Origin of the sequence: Mycobacterium sp. KBS0706, assembly GCF_005938675.2 — a bacterium.
Lineage (GTDB): Bacteria > Pseudomonadota > Alphaproteobacteria > DSM-16000 > Inquilinaceae > Inquilinus.
This window is the reverse complement of sequence record NZ_VCCH02000026.1, coordinates 13837-26791: the sequence shown is the minus strand read 5'-3', so window position 1 is coordinate 26791 and position 12955 is coordinate 13837. Positions and strand designations below refer to the sequence as shown.

Annotated in this window: 14 protein-coding genes; 12 read left to right on the top strand and 2 right to left on the bottom strand. The window is 69.3% G+C overall.

The window, feature by feature from the left end; genetic code table 11:
• Positions 1 to 54: 54 nt before the first annotated feature.
• Positions 55 to 837, top strand: coding sequence for an IclR family transcriptional regulator (locus FFK22_RS16105; RefSeq protein ID WP_186002488.1), 783 nt, complete (start codon positions 55 to 57; stop codon positions 835 to 837).
• 9 nt (positions 838 to 846) lie between these two features.
• Here FFK22_RS16105 and FFK22_RS16100 read toward each other — a convergent pair whose 3' ends face one another.
• On the bottom strand, positions 847 to 1161 hold the full coding sequence (locus FFK22_RS16100; protein WP_138889720.1) for a metalloregulator ArsR/SmtB family transcription factor: 315 nt from the start codon (positions 1159 to 1161) through the stop codon (positions 847 to 849).
• 134 nt (positions 1162 to 1295) lie between these two features.
• Here FFK22_RS16100 and FFK22_RS16095 point away from each other — a divergent pair, with 134 nt between their 5' ends.
• The 10 genes from FFK22_RS16095 to FFK22_RS16050 all read left to right on the top strand — a co-directional run bounded on the left by FFK22_RS16095 (position 1296) and on the right by FFK22_RS16050 (position 10401).
• Positions 1296 to 2243 carry an acyl-CoA desaturase gene (locus FFK22_RS16095; protein WP_138889719.1) on the top strand — a complete coding sequence of 316 codons (948 nt, stop codon included), beginning with the start codon at positions 1296 to 1298 and terminating at the stop codon, positions 2241 to 2243.
• Positions 2240 to 2623, top strand: coding sequence for a hypothetical protein (locus FFK22_RS16090; protein ID WP_138889718.1), 384 nt, complete (start codon positions 2240 to 2242; stop codon positions 2621 to 2623). Before FFK22_RS16095 ends, FFK22_RS16090 begins: the two co-directional genes overlap by 4 nt.
• 101 nt (positions 2624 to 2724) lie before the next feature.
• Positions 2725 to 3699 carry a methylmalonyl Co-A mutase-associated GTPase MeaB gene (meaB, locus tag FFK22_RS16085; RefSeq protein WP_138889717.1) on the top strand — a complete coding sequence of 325 codons (975 nt, stop codon included), beginning with the start codon at positions 2725 to 2727 and terminating at the stop codon, positions 3697 to 3699.
• A gap of 52 nt (positions 3700 to 3751) precedes the next feature.
• A complete protein-coding gene (locus tag FFK22_RS16080; RefSeq protein WP_138889716.1) occupies positions 3752 to 4210 on the top strand; it encodes an OmpA family protein in 459 nt (152 codons plus the stop codon).
• A 326-nt stretch (positions 4211 to 4536) separates the two neighbouring features.
• On the top strand, positions 4537 to 5913 hold the full coding sequence (locus FFK22_RS16075; RefSeq protein WP_138889715.1) for an FAD-containing oxidoreductase: 1377 nt from the start codon (positions 4537 to 4539) through the stop codon (positions 5911 to 5913).
• Positions 5910 to 6188: an acyl carrier protein gene (locus tag FFK22_RS16070; RefSeq protein ID WP_138889714.1), complete on the top strand. Its 279-nt coding sequence runs from the start codon at positions 5910 to 5912 to the stop codon at positions 6186 to 6188. Before FFK22_RS16075 ends, FFK22_RS16070 begins: the two co-directional genes overlap by 4 nt.
• A 119-nt stretch (positions 6189 to 6307) precedes the next feature.
• The gene (locus tag FFK22_RS16065) at positions 6308 to 8107 is read left to right on the top strand and encodes a tetratricopeptide repeat protein (protein ID WP_138889713.1); all 1800 of its coding nucleotides are present in this window, start codon (positions 6308 to 6310) and stop codon (positions 8105 to 8107) included.
• A complete protein-coding gene (locus FFK22_RS16060; RefSeq protein WP_138889712.1) occupies positions 8104 to 8643 on the top strand; it encodes a GNAT family N-acetyltransferase in 540 nt (179 codons plus the stop codon). The genes FFK22_RS16065 and FFK22_RS16060 overlap by 4 nt, the downstream gene beginning before the upstream one ends.
• Positions 8644 to 8732: 89 nt before the next feature.
• Positions 8733 to 9797: an alpha/beta fold hydrolase gene (locus FFK22_RS16055; protein WP_138889711.1), complete on the top strand. Its 1065-nt coding sequence runs from the start codon at positions 8733 to 8735 to the stop codon at positions 9795 to 9797.
• A 49-nt stretch (positions 9798 to 9846) separates the two neighbouring features.
• Complete coding sequence (locus tag FFK22_RS16050) at positions 9847 to 10401, top strand: thioredoxin family protein (protein ID WP_138889710.1); 555 nt, start codon at positions 9847 to 9849, stop codon at positions 10399 to 10401.
• Positions 10402 to 10419: 18 nt separating this feature from the next.
• Here the strand turns inward: FFK22_RS16050 and FFK22_RS16045 are convergent, their stop codons facing one another.
• Positions 10420 to 11358 (bottom strand): GNAT family N-acetyltransferase, encoded by a 939-nt coding sequence (locus FFK22_RS16045; RefSeq protein WP_138889709.1) that lies wholly within the window; start codon positions 11356 to 11358, stop codon positions 10420 to 10422.
• A 363-nt stretch (positions 11359 to 11721) separates the two neighbouring features.
• Between FFK22_RS16045 and FFK22_RS16040 the strand changes: the two genes are divergently transcribed.
• Positions 11722 to 12909, top strand: coding sequence for a calcium-binding protein (locus tag FFK22_RS16040; RefSeq protein ID WP_186002487.1), 1188 nt, complete (start codon positions 11722 to 11724; stop codon positions 12907 to 12909).
• Positions 12910 to 12955 lie beyond the last annotated feature (46 nt).

Here is a 12955-nt window from a genome sequence, read left to right as displayed (position 1 = left end):
TTGCGATGCACTAATTTTATTGGTGTCGTTATGATTTCAAATATGGAAAACCATATGAGCCAGGATGTCAACGCCGACGACAGGGATGCCAAGCCCGGTGCCCCGGCGCTGGAAAAGGGGCTGGACCTGCTGGAGGCGCTGGCGGCCGAGCCTGGCGGCATCAACCAGAAGTCGCTGGCGGCGCGGGTCGGCCGGTCGGTCGGCGAGATCTTCCGCATGCTCGGCGTGCTGGAGCGCCGCGGCTATGTCGCCCGCGACCCGAAGACCGGCGAGTACCGGCTGACCTTGCGGCTGTTCCAGCTGGGCACCCAGCATCCACCGACCCGGCGGCTGCAGCAGGCGGCGCTGCCGGTGATGGAGGCGCTGGCGGCGCAGGTCGGCCTCGCCTGCCATCTCAGCATGGCCAGCGGCGGGCATTTCCTGATCCTGGCGCAGGCCGAGCCGGACCGGCCGATGGGCTGGACGGTGAAGTTGGGCGCGGTGTTCCCGCTGTCGATGCACCTCGTCTCCGCCCGCATCCTCACCGCCTTCCAGCGCGAGCCGCGGCGCGGCGAGATGGTGCAGGCGATCGCGAAGCGCGACGGGATCCCGGTCGAGGATATCCTGGCGCGGCTGGAGGGCATCGCCGCGGCCGGGCACGACCTGGCGCCGAGCGAGACCGCCCCCGGCCTGACCGATATGAGCGCGCCGGTGCTGGACCCTTCCGGGCTGGCGGTCGCCGCGCTGACCCTGCCCTTCCTGCCGCAGCGGGGCAACACCGTCTCCCAGGCGGAGGCACTGGCCGCGCTGCAGGACGCCGCCGCGCGGATCTCGGCGCAGATCGGCGGGCCGGGCTGAGGCGCTGCCTCAGCCCTCCTGCTTCGCCTTGGCCAGCCGCGCGCTTTCCTTCTTCAACGGCCGGGCGACCGGGCAGATCTCCGAAACGAAGCCGTTCAGCGTGTTGGCCAGGTTGTCCTGCAGCAGCCGGTAGTAGATGTACTGGCCGCGCTTCTCCCCCGCGATCAGGCCGGCCGCCTCGAGCACGCTGAGATGCTGCGAGATCGACGGCTTCGACATCTCGAAGCGCGACGCGATCTCGCCCGCGCTCAGCTCCGCATGGGCGAGATAGGCCAGGATCTTGCGGCGGGGGGCCGAGGCCAGGGCTTCGAAGACGCGTTGCATGATCCATCCTGTCGCCGAACCGGCGCCATCATTTAGGTAATTAACTAACCATTGACAAGCGTCGCCGCCCCATAGTTAGGTAAATACCTAAATACCGAACCTCGCCGCATGGCGCAACCCTGCCGGAGGATCCGATGGCCTGCCTTTCCACCGCGCGGATGATCGCCGACCCCGATACCAGCGCCGCCCAGGGCCGGGTGGAATGGGCGCCGGCCCGCTCGCTGTGGACCGGCGGCATGACCGTCGCGGCGCTCGGCCTCGCTCCCTTCGCGACCAGTTGGAGCGCCGTGGCGCTGTTCGTCGCCACCACCGCCGTCACCATCTGCGCCGGCCATTCCGTCGGCATGCACCGGCTGCTGATCCATCGCAGCTTCTCGGCCCCGCTATGGCTGGAGCATCTGCTGGTGTATCTCGGCACGCTGGTCGGCATGGCGGGGCCGATCGGCATGATGCGGCTGCACGACACCCGCGACTGGGCGCAGCGCCAGGCGGGATGCCACGACCTGCACGCCCATCGCGCCGGGCTGCTGCGCGACGCCTGGTGGCAGATGCACTGCCGGCTGGTGCTGGACCGCCCGCCGCGCTTCGCGCCGGAGGCCCAGGTGCTGGACGACCGCTTCTACCGGTTCCTGGAGCGCAGCTGGATGCTGCAACAGCTGCCCTGGGCCCTGCTGTTCTGGGGCGTCGGCGGCCTGCCCTGGCTGGTCTGGGGCGCGCCGATGCGGGTGGCGGTGTCCCTGACCGGGCATTGGCTGGTCGGCCATTTCGCCCACCGCCGCGGCGACCAGGGCTGGCGGGTCGAGGGCGTGGCGGTGCAGGGCCACAACATCCGCTGGTGCAGCCTGGTCAGCTTCGGCGAATCCTGGCACGGCAATCACCACGCCTTCCCGGACTCGGCGCGGCTGGGCGTCGAGCCCGGCCAGGCCGACCCCGGCTGGTGGCTGCTGCGCGGGCTGGAGCGGCTCGGCCTGGTCCATGACCTGAGGCAGCCGGCCGACTTGCCGCCGCCGCCAGGGCTGCGACGGGTGCGCACCGCCGGGTCTCTCGTCCATCTCGAACTTCGCCGAGAGCCGCTACCATGACAGGATCGAAGGGCGGCGCATCGAAGGCGAGCGAGGCCTTTTGGTTACTAAGTGGCCTCCTCTTCCTTACGCTTGTTTGGCTCATGCTCATATTCACCCTTCGCTGGGGATGGCTCGCCAATACCGTTCTTCATGGTCCTAGCAATCACTTCTTTTGGATTGGTCACTTCGCCAGCATCATTTCGATAGTATTGTTATGGATCTTCTACCCATCGTCACTCGTTGTCGGTCTTTCCTATTTCGGTGGTTTCACTTTCCCCTATCTGATTTTTGGCATGCCCTCGCAATTGGAATTGCCAGGTCTGGCCGTGGCAGCGCTGTGTGCGATCGTGGCCGGTCTGCTCGCGCGCTTGCTCAACCTGTTCCGAGGTGACGGTTGAACGGCGTTGCCGCCGAGCCGCAGTCGCCGCCATTGGATCGGTTCCCGTGAAGGGCCAAATCGCCTAGCCTCGCTGCGCAAGACACGCGAGGGATTCGGACGGTGACGGCGGAGACGGTCGAGGCGATGGCGATGCAGATCCGGGTCGGCGACCGCCGCGCCCTGGCCCGCGCCATCACCCTGGTCGAATCCCGCCGTGCCGACCATCGCGAGCGGGCCGAGGCATTGCTCGAGGTTCTGGCGCCCGCCGCCGGCGGCGCGGTCCGCATCGGCATCTCCGGCCCGCCCGGCGTCGGCAAGTCGACCTTCATCGAGGCCTTCGGCCTGCACCTGACCGGCCAGGGCCACCGCGTCGCGGTGCTGGCGGTCGACCCTTCCTCGCAGCGCTCCGGCGGGTCGATCCTCGGCGACAAGACGCGGATGGAGCTGCTGACCCGCGACCCCGCCGCCTTCATCCGCCCCTCCCCGGCCGGATCGACGCTGGGCGGGGTGGCGCGGCGCACGCGCGAGACCCTGCTGCTGTGCGAGGCCGCCGGCTACGACGTGGTTATCGTCGAGACCGTCGGCGTCGGCCAGTCCGAGACCGCGGTGGCGCAGATGGTCGACGTGTTCCTGCTGCTGCTGCTGCCCGGCGCCGGCGACGAGCTGCAGGGCATCAAGCGCGGCATCGTCGAGGTCGCCGACATCCTGGTGGTGAACAAGGCCGACGGCAGCCAGAAGGGCGCCGCCAACCACGCCGCCGCCGAATACCGCCACGCCTTGGCGCTGCTGCGCGGCAGCGGCGGCTGGACCCCGCCGGTGCTGCAATGCTCGGCGCTGGAAAACCGCGGCATCGACAAGGTCTGGGAGACGATCGGGTCGTTTCGCGCTCAGATGGGCGAGGCTCTGGGCGAGCGCCGCGCCGAGCAGGCCAGGTCCTGGCTGTGGCGCGAGCTTGGCGACGGCCTCCTGGACGCGCTGCGCGCCCACCCCGCCGTGGCCAAGGCGCTGCCGGCGCTGGAGGCCGAGGTCGCCGCCGGCCGCCTGCTGCCGACCGCAGCAGCGCGACGGCTGCTGGAGCGATTTCTGGAGGGTTGAGCCCGCTGATTGACACGGCGTCGGCGCCCTCACACCCTTCCGGTGGGGGGACATGCCGATGCGGCACATGATTGCGGCGGCACTCATCTGCGCCGGGCTGGCCGGCTGTTCGGACCCGCACCCGGTCGAGACGGGTTGCCCATCGCCGGAATCCGACGCGAACGTGATCGTGATCGTCCATGTCTCGACCGGACTGGTCTTCTTCGACTCCGGCAGCGACCGGCTGAACCAGCGCGCCGTGGCCTATCTGGACCGGATGGAGCCGGCCATCTGGTTTGCCTGTTCCGATGCCGTCGTAATCACCGGCCACACCGATCGGGTCGGCTCCGCCACCAGCAATCTGGAGCTGTCACGGCGTCGGGCGGAGGCGGTGCGCGACGCCCTCGTCGCCCGCGGCGTGCCGGGCAATCTGCTCTCCGTCCACGGCGCCGGCGAAGCCGATCCGTTCGTACCCACCGCAGATGGCGCGGCCGAGCCGCAGAATCGGCGGGTTGATATAATCCCCTATTAGCCGAGAGAGCGACTGCAGCGGACCGCGAAGCCCGTGCCGGCCGAATCCTTGAGAGATCCGGCCGGCGCCGGGTGTCAGGCCTTCTTCAGCGTCGAAGGTGCGGCCGCAGCGCCCTTTTTCAGGGCCGCGTCCTTCTTCGGCTTCTTGGCTTCCTTGGGCTTGCGCATTTGACCCTTGGCCATGGCATGCCTCCTTCGCTCGTGGCCCACACATCATAGCGAAACGCCACGGATCGTCATAAAAATTCAATGTCGGCCGACGATACGAGAGATCCCGTCCCCGGCGGCCGGATGCGCTATCCTCTCCCCAGAAACAGGGAGGCGGCGATGACCAGCTATGACGCCATCATCATCGGCACGGGCCAGGCCGGACCGGCGCTGGCGGACCGGCTGAGCCGGGCCGGGCAGCGCGTCGCGGTGATCGAGCGGGCACGCTTCGGCGGCACCTGCGTCAACACCGGCTGCATCCCGACCAAGACCATGGTCGCCAGCGCCTATGCCGCCCGGATGGCGCAGCGCGCCGCCGAATTCGGGGTGGTGCTGCCCGGCCCGTACCGGGTCGATATGAAGCAGGTCAAGGCGCGCAAGGACGCCGTCTCCGGCCAGTCGCGGGTCGGGGTCGAGGGCTGGGTGCGCGGCATGGCGAACAGCACCGTGATCCAGGGCCACGCCCGGCTGACCGGCCCGAGGACCGTCCAGGTCGGCGACGAGACCCTGACGGCCGAGCGGATCTTCCTGAATGTCGGCGGCCGGGCCACGGTGCCGCCGATGCCGGGGATCCAGGACGTGCCGTTCCTGACCAACAGCACGATGATGGACCTCGACACGCTGCCGGAGCATCTGGTGATCGTCGGCGGCTCCTATATCGGGCTGGAGTTCGGCCAGATGTTCCGCCGCTTCGGCTCCCGGGTGACGGTGGTCGAGATGGGACCGCGGCTGATCGGCCGCGAGGACGAGGACGTCTCCGCCGCCATCGCCGGCTTCCTGGAGAAGGAGGGCGTCGCGATCCGCACCAACGCGAAATGCATCAGCCTGGCGCCGGACGGCGACGGCGTGGCGGTGTCGGTCGACTGCACCGCCGGCGCGCCGGTGGTCGCCGGATCGCATCTGCTGCTGGCGGTCGGGCGCAAGCCGAACACCCACGATCTCGGGCTGGAGGCCGCGGGCGTGGCCACCGACGAGCGCGGCTACATCACCGTCGATGACACGCTGCAGACCAGCGTGCCCGGGATCTGGGCGCTGGGCGACTGCAACGGCCGCGGCGCCTTCACCCACACCGCCTACAACGATTTCGAGATCGTCGCCGCCAACCTGCTGGATGGCGACACGCGCCGCGTCAGCGACCGGATCACGGCCTATGCCCTCTACACCGACCCGCCGCTGGGCCGCGCCGGCATGACCGAGGCGGAGGCGCGCCAGTCCGGCCGCCGCATCCTGGTCGCCAAGCGACCGATGACCCGGGTCGGCCGCGCCGTCGAGAAGGGCGAGACCGAGGGCTTCATGAAGGTCGTGGTCGACGCCGAGACGCGGCAGATTCTGGGCGCCGCCATCCTCGGCACCGGCGGCGACGAGGTGGTGCACGGGCTCCTGGACCTGATGTACGCCAAGGCGCCGTACGATTTGCTGCAGCGCTCGATGCCGATCCACCCCACGGTGTCCGAGCTGCTGCCGACCCTGCTCGGGTCGCTGGAACCGGCGTCATGAGCGGGCGCGACCGGGCCGAGGCCACGGTGCTGCGGGTGCTGGGCACCGCGGCGCCGGCGGGCCGCACCGTCACGCCGGACGATCGGCTGCTGGAGGATCTCGGCCTCGCCCCGGCCGACGTCACACGGCTGGCCTGGGACATCGAGGAGGCGCTGGGCGTCGACCTGCCGCGCGACGACCTGGCCTCGGTCTTCACCGTGCGCTCGCTGATCGATCTGGTCGACCAGCATTACGACCCGGCGACGGCCGATCCGAAGCATGGCTGGCACATGTGACGGCACCGGCCACGGTTACGACTAATGGATGAGTGCACTGCAACGCGGGACCGGCTCTCCGGCGTTGCGGGATCCGGAAGCAGACACCAAGCTGGCTCAGCAGCTGGAGACGCCCGCCCATGAATCCCCAGCGCCGGCTGACGGTCATCGTTTCGCTCGACGTCGCCGGCTTCACAAGGCTGGTGCAGGAGGATGAGCGCGGCACCCTGGCAGCGCTCGCCTCGATCCGCCGCGAACTGCTGGGCGCGCCGCTGCGGGCCCGGCATGGCCATGTGTTCAAGACCATGGGCGACGGCGTGCTGATCGAGTTCTCCAACATCGAGGACGCCGTGTGCTGGACGGTCGACTTCCAGAAGGCGATGGCGATCCGCAATGCGCAGAAGCCCGCACGAGCGATGCTGGTCCGCGCCGCCGTTGCGCTCGCCGACGTCTACATCGAGGGTGAGGACCGTTTCGGGGCCGCGGTCGCCTTCGTCGTCCGCCTGCAGCAGGCGGCGCCGCCGGGCGGGATCGCCATCACCCATTCCGTGCGCTGGCAGCTCGGCAAGTCGTTGTCGGCGCCCTTCATCCGGGTGATGAAGACGTTGAAGGACATGGGCGATCCGATGGAGGTCTGGATCTGGGCGCCTCCCGGCACCGAGGTCGAATCTGCCGCAGCGGCGAACCGCGACGCCGATGCGGCGGAGGACGATGAGGACCTGCCCTCGATCGTCGTCCTGCCGTTCGACAACCTGTCGGGCGATCCCGCCGCGTCTGCCCTCGCCGACGGTGCGGTGGAGGAGATCACCGCGACGCTCTCCCGCATCCGGGATTTCACCGTCATCGCCCGCCATTCGGCCGTGGCCTATCGCGCCGCCGGGCGACCCGTGGATCCGCGGGAAATCGCCCGCACCTTCAAGGTCCGCTACGTGCTCGAAGGCAGCGTGCGGATCTCCGGCAGCCGGGTGCGGATCTCGGCGCAGCTGATCGATGCGGCCAGCGCCTTGCACCTGTGGTCCGGGCGTTTCGACGGTACGGTCGAGGACATGTTCGACCTGCAGGACCGGATCGCCGAGGGCGTCGCCGGCGCGCTGCACCCCTCGATCCGGGCGGCGGAGATCGCGCTGGCGCTGAGCAAGAAGCCCGGCAGCCTGGCGGCCTACGACCTGATGCTGCAGTCCCTGCCGCATCTCTGGGCCCATCGTAAACCGGAGAATGCCGAGGCGATCCGGCTGCTGCGGGAGGCGCTGCGGCTCGACCCCGACTACAGTCGTGCCGCCGCCCTTGCCGCCTGGGCCCATGGGCAGCAGGTCACCTACAACTGGGCCGCCGATTATGCGGCCGAGCGGGCGGCGGGCGATGTCCTGATCAAGCAGGCGTCGGAAGGCGCCCAGGACGATGCGACGGCGCTGAGCGCCCTGGCCACGGCGACCATGCTGCTGTTCGGCGACGTCGGCCGGGCCGAGCAGTTCGTCGATCGGGCGCTGACGCTCGACCCGAACCATGCCTGGGCCTGGACGCGCCGCGGCTTCCTGCACGTCTATCGCGGCAATCCGGCTGCGGGCCGACCCTGCTTCGAACGGGCGATCCGCCTGAGCCCCCTCGACCCCTTCAGCTTCAACTGCTTCATCGGCCTCGGCCTTGCCGCCTTCGCCGAGGGCCGTCCCGACGAGGCGGCCGGCTGGACCCGCAAGGCGCTGCACCAGAAGCCGGCGGCGACCTGGATGTTCCGCGACCTCGCCACCTTCCTCGCCCATGCCGGCCAGGACGAGGCTGCACGCAAGGCGCTGTCGCAGTTCACGGCGTCGCGGCCCGGCGTCGCCGTCTCGACCGTGGCCGACGCCCTGCACTATTTCGAGCCGGATCTGCTGCGCCGCTATCTCGATGGCCTGAGCCGTGCCGGCCTGCCGCAAGAGCCGGCGGACAAACCGGCCTCATGACCGCCGACGGCCTCATCTTCCGCCCGGTCGACGCGGCGCGATGGCCCGATTTCGAACGGCTGTTCCAAAGCCGCGGCGGGCCGAAATACTGCTGGTGCATGGTCTGGCGTGCGACGCCGCAGGAGGTCAAGCTCGACGGCGCCGGCCGCAAGGCGGCGCTGCATGCCAGGGTGCGGGACGGGGTGCCGATCGGGATTCTAGGCTATCGCGACGGCGAGCCGGTGGCCTGGTGCTCGATCGCCCCGCGCGAAACTTACCGCCCACTCGGCGGCCCGAAGGACGAGGACCGGGTCTGGTCCCTGGCCTGCATGTTCGTCCCCCGCCGGCTGCGCGGCCGCGGCCTGGCCGACCGGCTGATCATGGCGGCCGTCGAGCATGCGCGGGCGCAGGGCGCCACGGCGGTCGAGGCGTATCCGGTCGATCCGGACTCGCCCAGCTACCGCTTTATGGGCTTCGTCCAGGCCTTCACCCGGGCCGGCTTCACCGAGATCGGCCGCGCCGGCAGCCGCCGCCACGTGATGCGGCTGTCAGTCTAAGCCGGCTTCCATCAGGCCGATGGCGGATACGGTCAAATCCGCAAGCTCTTCAACCCTAAAGTAGGACAAAACCACAGGGAGAGAGCGCGATGCGATCGTTCCGGTCCATGCTGGCCGCCACTGCCGTCCTGGCGCTCTCCGGCCCGCCCGCCTTCGCCGCCGACCCGGCGCCGACAGTGCCGGCCTCGGACCTCACCGACCTCCAGGCCGAATTCGACCCGATGGGACCGGCGGTGCAGGCGCTGACGCTGCCGGATGGTCGCGTGGTGCACTATATCGACGAGGGCGAGCCCGGCTGGCGGCCGGTGCTCTATGCCAGCGGCACCGGCACCAGCGCCCGCGCCTTCGGCATGACCGAGTATCTGCGCAGCCTGCGCACCCGGCTGAAGCTCCGCTTCATCAGCGTCGAGCGCAACGGCTTCGGCGACACCGAGTTCCGGCCGGGCTGGACCACCAAGGACTATGCGACCGAGGTCCGCGCCGTGCTGGACCATCTCGGCATCCAACAGACCGCGGCGCTGGCCATCTCCGGCGGTGGGCCGTATCTGGCCGAGATCGCGGCGGAGATGCCGGACCGGCTGATCTCGCTGCACTTCCTGGCCGCCACCTCCGGCTTCGGACCGGAGAAGAAGGCCTGCACCATGTCGGAGGCCGAGCTGACCGGGATGATGAAAGTGGCGCAGAACCCGGAAGACTGGTGGGCCTATCCGGAGACCAGCCCGACCCGCAAGATCCCGGGCTTCGCCGACCGGGCCTATGAGGAGGGCGCGCGCACCTATTTCATCCGCGGCCAGATGGGCGATCTGCGTGGCCAGGTCGCCGAATACCGCCGCTACTGCACCGAGCCGAAGGCCGATGTCACGAAGGTCCAGGTGCCGGTCTATGTCTATCAGGGCACCGCCGACACATCGGTCCCGCTCGACCAGGCGCAGTACTGGCAGTCGCAGTTCCCGAACCTGCGCAAGGCCCGGATCTACGAGGGCGAAGGCCATGACGTGCAGTACCGGCACTGGGATCAGCTGCTGCTGGACGTCGCCGGCCATGCCGAGCTGACCATGCTGTGCGCCGACGGCCGGTCGCAGGCGGTGCCGGAGGCCGACGCCCAGGCGCTGCTGGCGAAGGGCGCCGCGCTGGGCATCTGCGCTTGGCGCTGAAGGCCGGCTTGCGGGTAGACTAGGGGCTCCGCAGCGAAGGATGCGCGCCATGGCCACCACGCCCCCGCCCCTTGCCCTCGACCTGCCGGCCCCGGGCTTCAGCCTGCCCGCCACCGACGGCCAGACCTATTCCCTGGACGATGTCGCCGGGCCGCGCGGCACGGTGATCGTCTTCATCTGCAACCACTGCCCCTATGTGAAGGCGGTGATCGACCGGCTGGTGGACGACGCCATGACGCTGCTGGCCGAGGGCATCGGCTTCGCCGCGATCTGCTCGAACGATTCCGTCGCTTATCCGGAAGACGGCTTCGACCGGATGAAGGCCTTCGACGAGGCGCACGACCTGCCCTTCCCCTATCTGCACGACGAGGACCAGTCGGTGGCGCGGGCCTATGGCGCGGTCTGCACCCCGGACTATTTCGGCTTCGATTCGCACCGGCAGTTGAAGTACCGCGGCCGGCTGGATGAAGGCCGGACCACCCCTCCCCCGCCGCATGCGCGGCGCGAGCTGGTCGAGGCGATGATCCAAATCGCCGAGACCGGCCAGGCGCCCGCCGACCAGGTGCCGTCGATGGGCTGCTCGATCAAATGGAAGGCCGCCTGAGCCGCTTGGCGGGACTCGCTATCTCGCGGCCTTGATCTGCGGCAAGTCCCGGGTGAACGCGCGGAAGCCCACGCCGTAGTACAGGTCCCGGGCGGCCGGGCGCGCCGGCGCGCCGAGACAGGCGACCAGCATGCGGTTCGCGCCGGCCGCCCTGGCCAGCTGCATGCCGTACAGCTGCAACGCGGTGCCCAGCCCGCGTCGCCGGAAGTCCCGGTGCGTGCCGACGGGCTCGAACTCGGCGGTTTGCGTCGCCTCGTCCAGCCAGATGATCGCGGTCGCGGCCAAGGTGCCGTCCGGTGCCTCGATCAGCACATGCAGATCGGCCCGATACGGCCAGGTCCGCTGGACCCGGTCGAACGCCGCGGCGGTGAGCCCGGATGTGGGCCACGCGTCCCGATGCGCTTTGACCGCGTCTGCCGCCGGGACGTCCCCGGCCGTCCGAAACCGGAATCCCCCGGGCAGCACCGGATCCGGCACCTCCGTCAGCGCCCGAACATTGAACTGCACCCAGGATCCGTTGTCCGAACCGGCTTCCGTGTCGAACGCGTATCCGTGCGCGGCGACGATAGCATGCGCGTGCACATCCGCGGACTGCACCGTCAGCAACCGGTCGACGTCGCCCGCGACCTCGTCGTACCAGTCCAGCATCCCTGCCAGCAGCTCCGGCCGGTCCGGGTGCGCCTGCCAGATCAGGTTGGCCGCCTCGGCCTCGCGGAACGTCCCGTCGCCGCGCGGGACCCGGTACGGCAGATGCACCCATCCCCATGCGGCCAGCCGGCCGTCGACGAACCACAGCCGGTGCCGCCAGAACCGGCTGAGCGCGTCGACATCCTTGGCCCAGACCCAGGCCAGCTCGCCAACGGTCGCGTCGCCGTTCACCAGCTCCGGCCGCAGTGCCATCACCTGCTGGGCCAGGCCCTGCATCCGCCGGAGTTCGGTCAGGCCAAGAGCTTCCATGCGGGCACCTTGGCAGGGCCCGGACCAGGCTGTCGAGGGATTGCGACCAGGGCAGCGCAGACCGGCAACGGCGCTCGAAACGCATGCGCGTCTCCGCCTTGTTCGCACCCCGGCATCGGCTCCGGCAGCCATGGACATCTGAACAGCCGCTGCGCTTGGATGATGCAGTCCTTCTCGCATTGGTCATGAATAGGTCGTTCTCAAATTTTCCAAAGCACAACGCACAATAGGTTAGTATTCCTTGTATTATTACAGTCACTTGCCGCCCGGATGCGAATCTCAAGATTGTTGTTGGAGGGCTCCCGGTTGTGATGCCAAATGCATAAATTCGTATTTCCATTTTCTTGGGGGGGGCACGTCCAAATGGCAATCATCAACGGCACACCCGACGACGACACCCTGATCGGCACCAGCGATCCCGACACCCTCAACGGGCTGGGCGGCAACGACACCCTCCGAGGCGGCGCGGGCGGCGATATCCTGAGCGGCGGCGACGGCTCGGACACCGCCGATTACCAGGGCTCGAGCGCCGAGGTCTTCATCAGCCTGCCGGGCAACCTGTTCTTTGGCGGCGACGCCACCGGCGACCAGTTGAGCAGCATCGAGAATGTCATCGGCTCCAGCTTCGACGACAGCCTCGCCGGCGGTGCCGGCAGCAACATCTTCCGCGGCGGTGACGGCCGCGATCTGCTCCAGGCCTATGCCGGCGACGATTCGCTCTTCGGCGACGCGGGCGACGACACCGTCGACGGCGGCAACGGGAGCGACCAGTTGTTCGGCGGCGCCGGGAAAGACCTCATGTTCGGCGATGACGGCGTCGATCTGCTCGACGACGGCGCCGATTCGATCGACGGCGGGGCCGATGACGACGAGATCTGGGGCCATGGCGGCAACGACACCCTCGTGGGCGGCACCGGCAACGATGTGATCAAGGGCAATGAGGACAACGACGTCCTCCGCGGCGGCGCAGGGGCGGACAAGCTGGACGGCGGCACCGGCAGCGATACGGCGAGCTACTACACCAGTGGCACCGGGATGCTGGTCAGCCTCGCCACCGGCCTCGGCAGCGGCGGCGAGGCGCAGGGCGATACCCTGACCGGCATCGAGAACGTCTCCGGCAGCCAGGCCGGCGACAGCCTCTACGGCAATGCAGACGCCAATGTCCTGCAGGGGTGGAACGGCAATGACGTGCTCGTCGGCCGGGCGGGCAAGGACACGCTCACCGGCGGCGCCGGCGCCGACCGTTTCGTCTATGTGGCGACCACCGAGAGCATGGTCGGCGCCAATGCCGACCGGATCGCCGACTTCAGCCACGCCCAGGGCGACCGGGTCGACCTGGCGGGCATCGACGCCAACACGACGGTCGGCGGCGACCAGGCCTTCAGCTTCATCGGCTCCGGCCTCTACACCGGTGTCGCCGGGCAACTCCGCTTCGCCGTCGCCGGCGGCGTGACCACCGTCGCCGGCGATGTCAACGGCGACGGTGTCTCGGACTTCCACATCCAGCTGACCGGCGCCATCGGCCTCGTCGCCGGCGACTTCGTGCTGTAGCGCCTGCCGGCCGGGGCGCCCCGTCGGACGCCCCGGCCGATCAGCG

Excerpts from the sequence above, each read along its gene's own strand:
- FFK22_RS16105 (WP_186002488.1), top strand. The coding sequence starts at position 55 with ATGAGCCAGGATGTCAACGCCGACGACAGGGATGCCAAGCCCGGTGCC.
- FFK22_RS16100 (WP_138889720.1), bottom strand. The coding sequence starts at position 1,161 with ATGCAACGCGTCTTCGAAGCCCTGGCCTCGGCCCCCCGCCGCAAGATC.
- FFK22_RS16095 (WP_138889719.1), top strand. The coding sequence starts at position 1,296 with ATGGCCTGCCTTTCCACCGCGCGGATGATCGCCGACCCCGATACCAGC.
- FFK22_RS16090 (WP_138889718.1), top strand. The coding sequence starts at position 2,240 with ATGACAGGATCGAAGGGCGGCGCATCGAAGGCGAGCGAGGCCTTTTGG.
- FFK22_RS16080 (WP_138889716.1), top strand. The coding sequence starts at position 3,752 with ATGCCGATGCGGCACATGATTGCGGCGGCACTCATCTGCGCCGGGCTG.
- FFK22_RS16075 (WP_138889715.1), top strand. The coding sequence starts at position 4,537 with ATGACCAGCTATGACGCCATCATCATCGGCACGGGCCAGGCCGGACCG.
- FFK22_RS16070 (WP_138889714.1), top strand. The coding sequence starts at position 5,910 with ATGAGCGGGCGCGACCGGGCCGAGGCCACGGTGCTGCGGGTGCTGGGC.
- FFK22_RS16065 (WP_138889713.1), top strand. The coding sequence starts at position 6,308 with ATGAATCCCCAGCGCCGGCTGACGGTCATCGTTTCGCTCGACGTCGCC.
- FFK22_RS16060 (WP_138889712.1), top strand. The coding sequence starts at position 8,104 with ATGACCGCCGACGGCCTCATCTTCCGCCCGGTCGACGCGGCGCGATGG.
- FFK22_RS16055 (WP_138889711.1), top strand. The coding sequence starts at position 8,733 with ATGCGATCGTTCCGGTCCATGCTGGCCGCCACTGCCGTCCTGGCGCTC.
- FFK22_RS16050 (WP_138889710.1), top strand. The coding sequence starts at position 9,847 with ATGGCCACCACGCCCCCGCCCCTTGCCCTCGACCTGCCGGCCCCGGGC.
- FFK22_RS16045 (WP_138889709.1), bottom strand. The coding sequence starts at position 11,358 with ATGGAAGCTCTTGGCCTGACCGAACTCCGGCGGATGCAGGGCCTGGCC.
- FFK22_RS16040 (WP_186002487.1), top strand. The coding sequence starts at position 11,722 with ATGGCAATCATCAACGGCACACCCGACGACGACACCCTGATCGGCACC.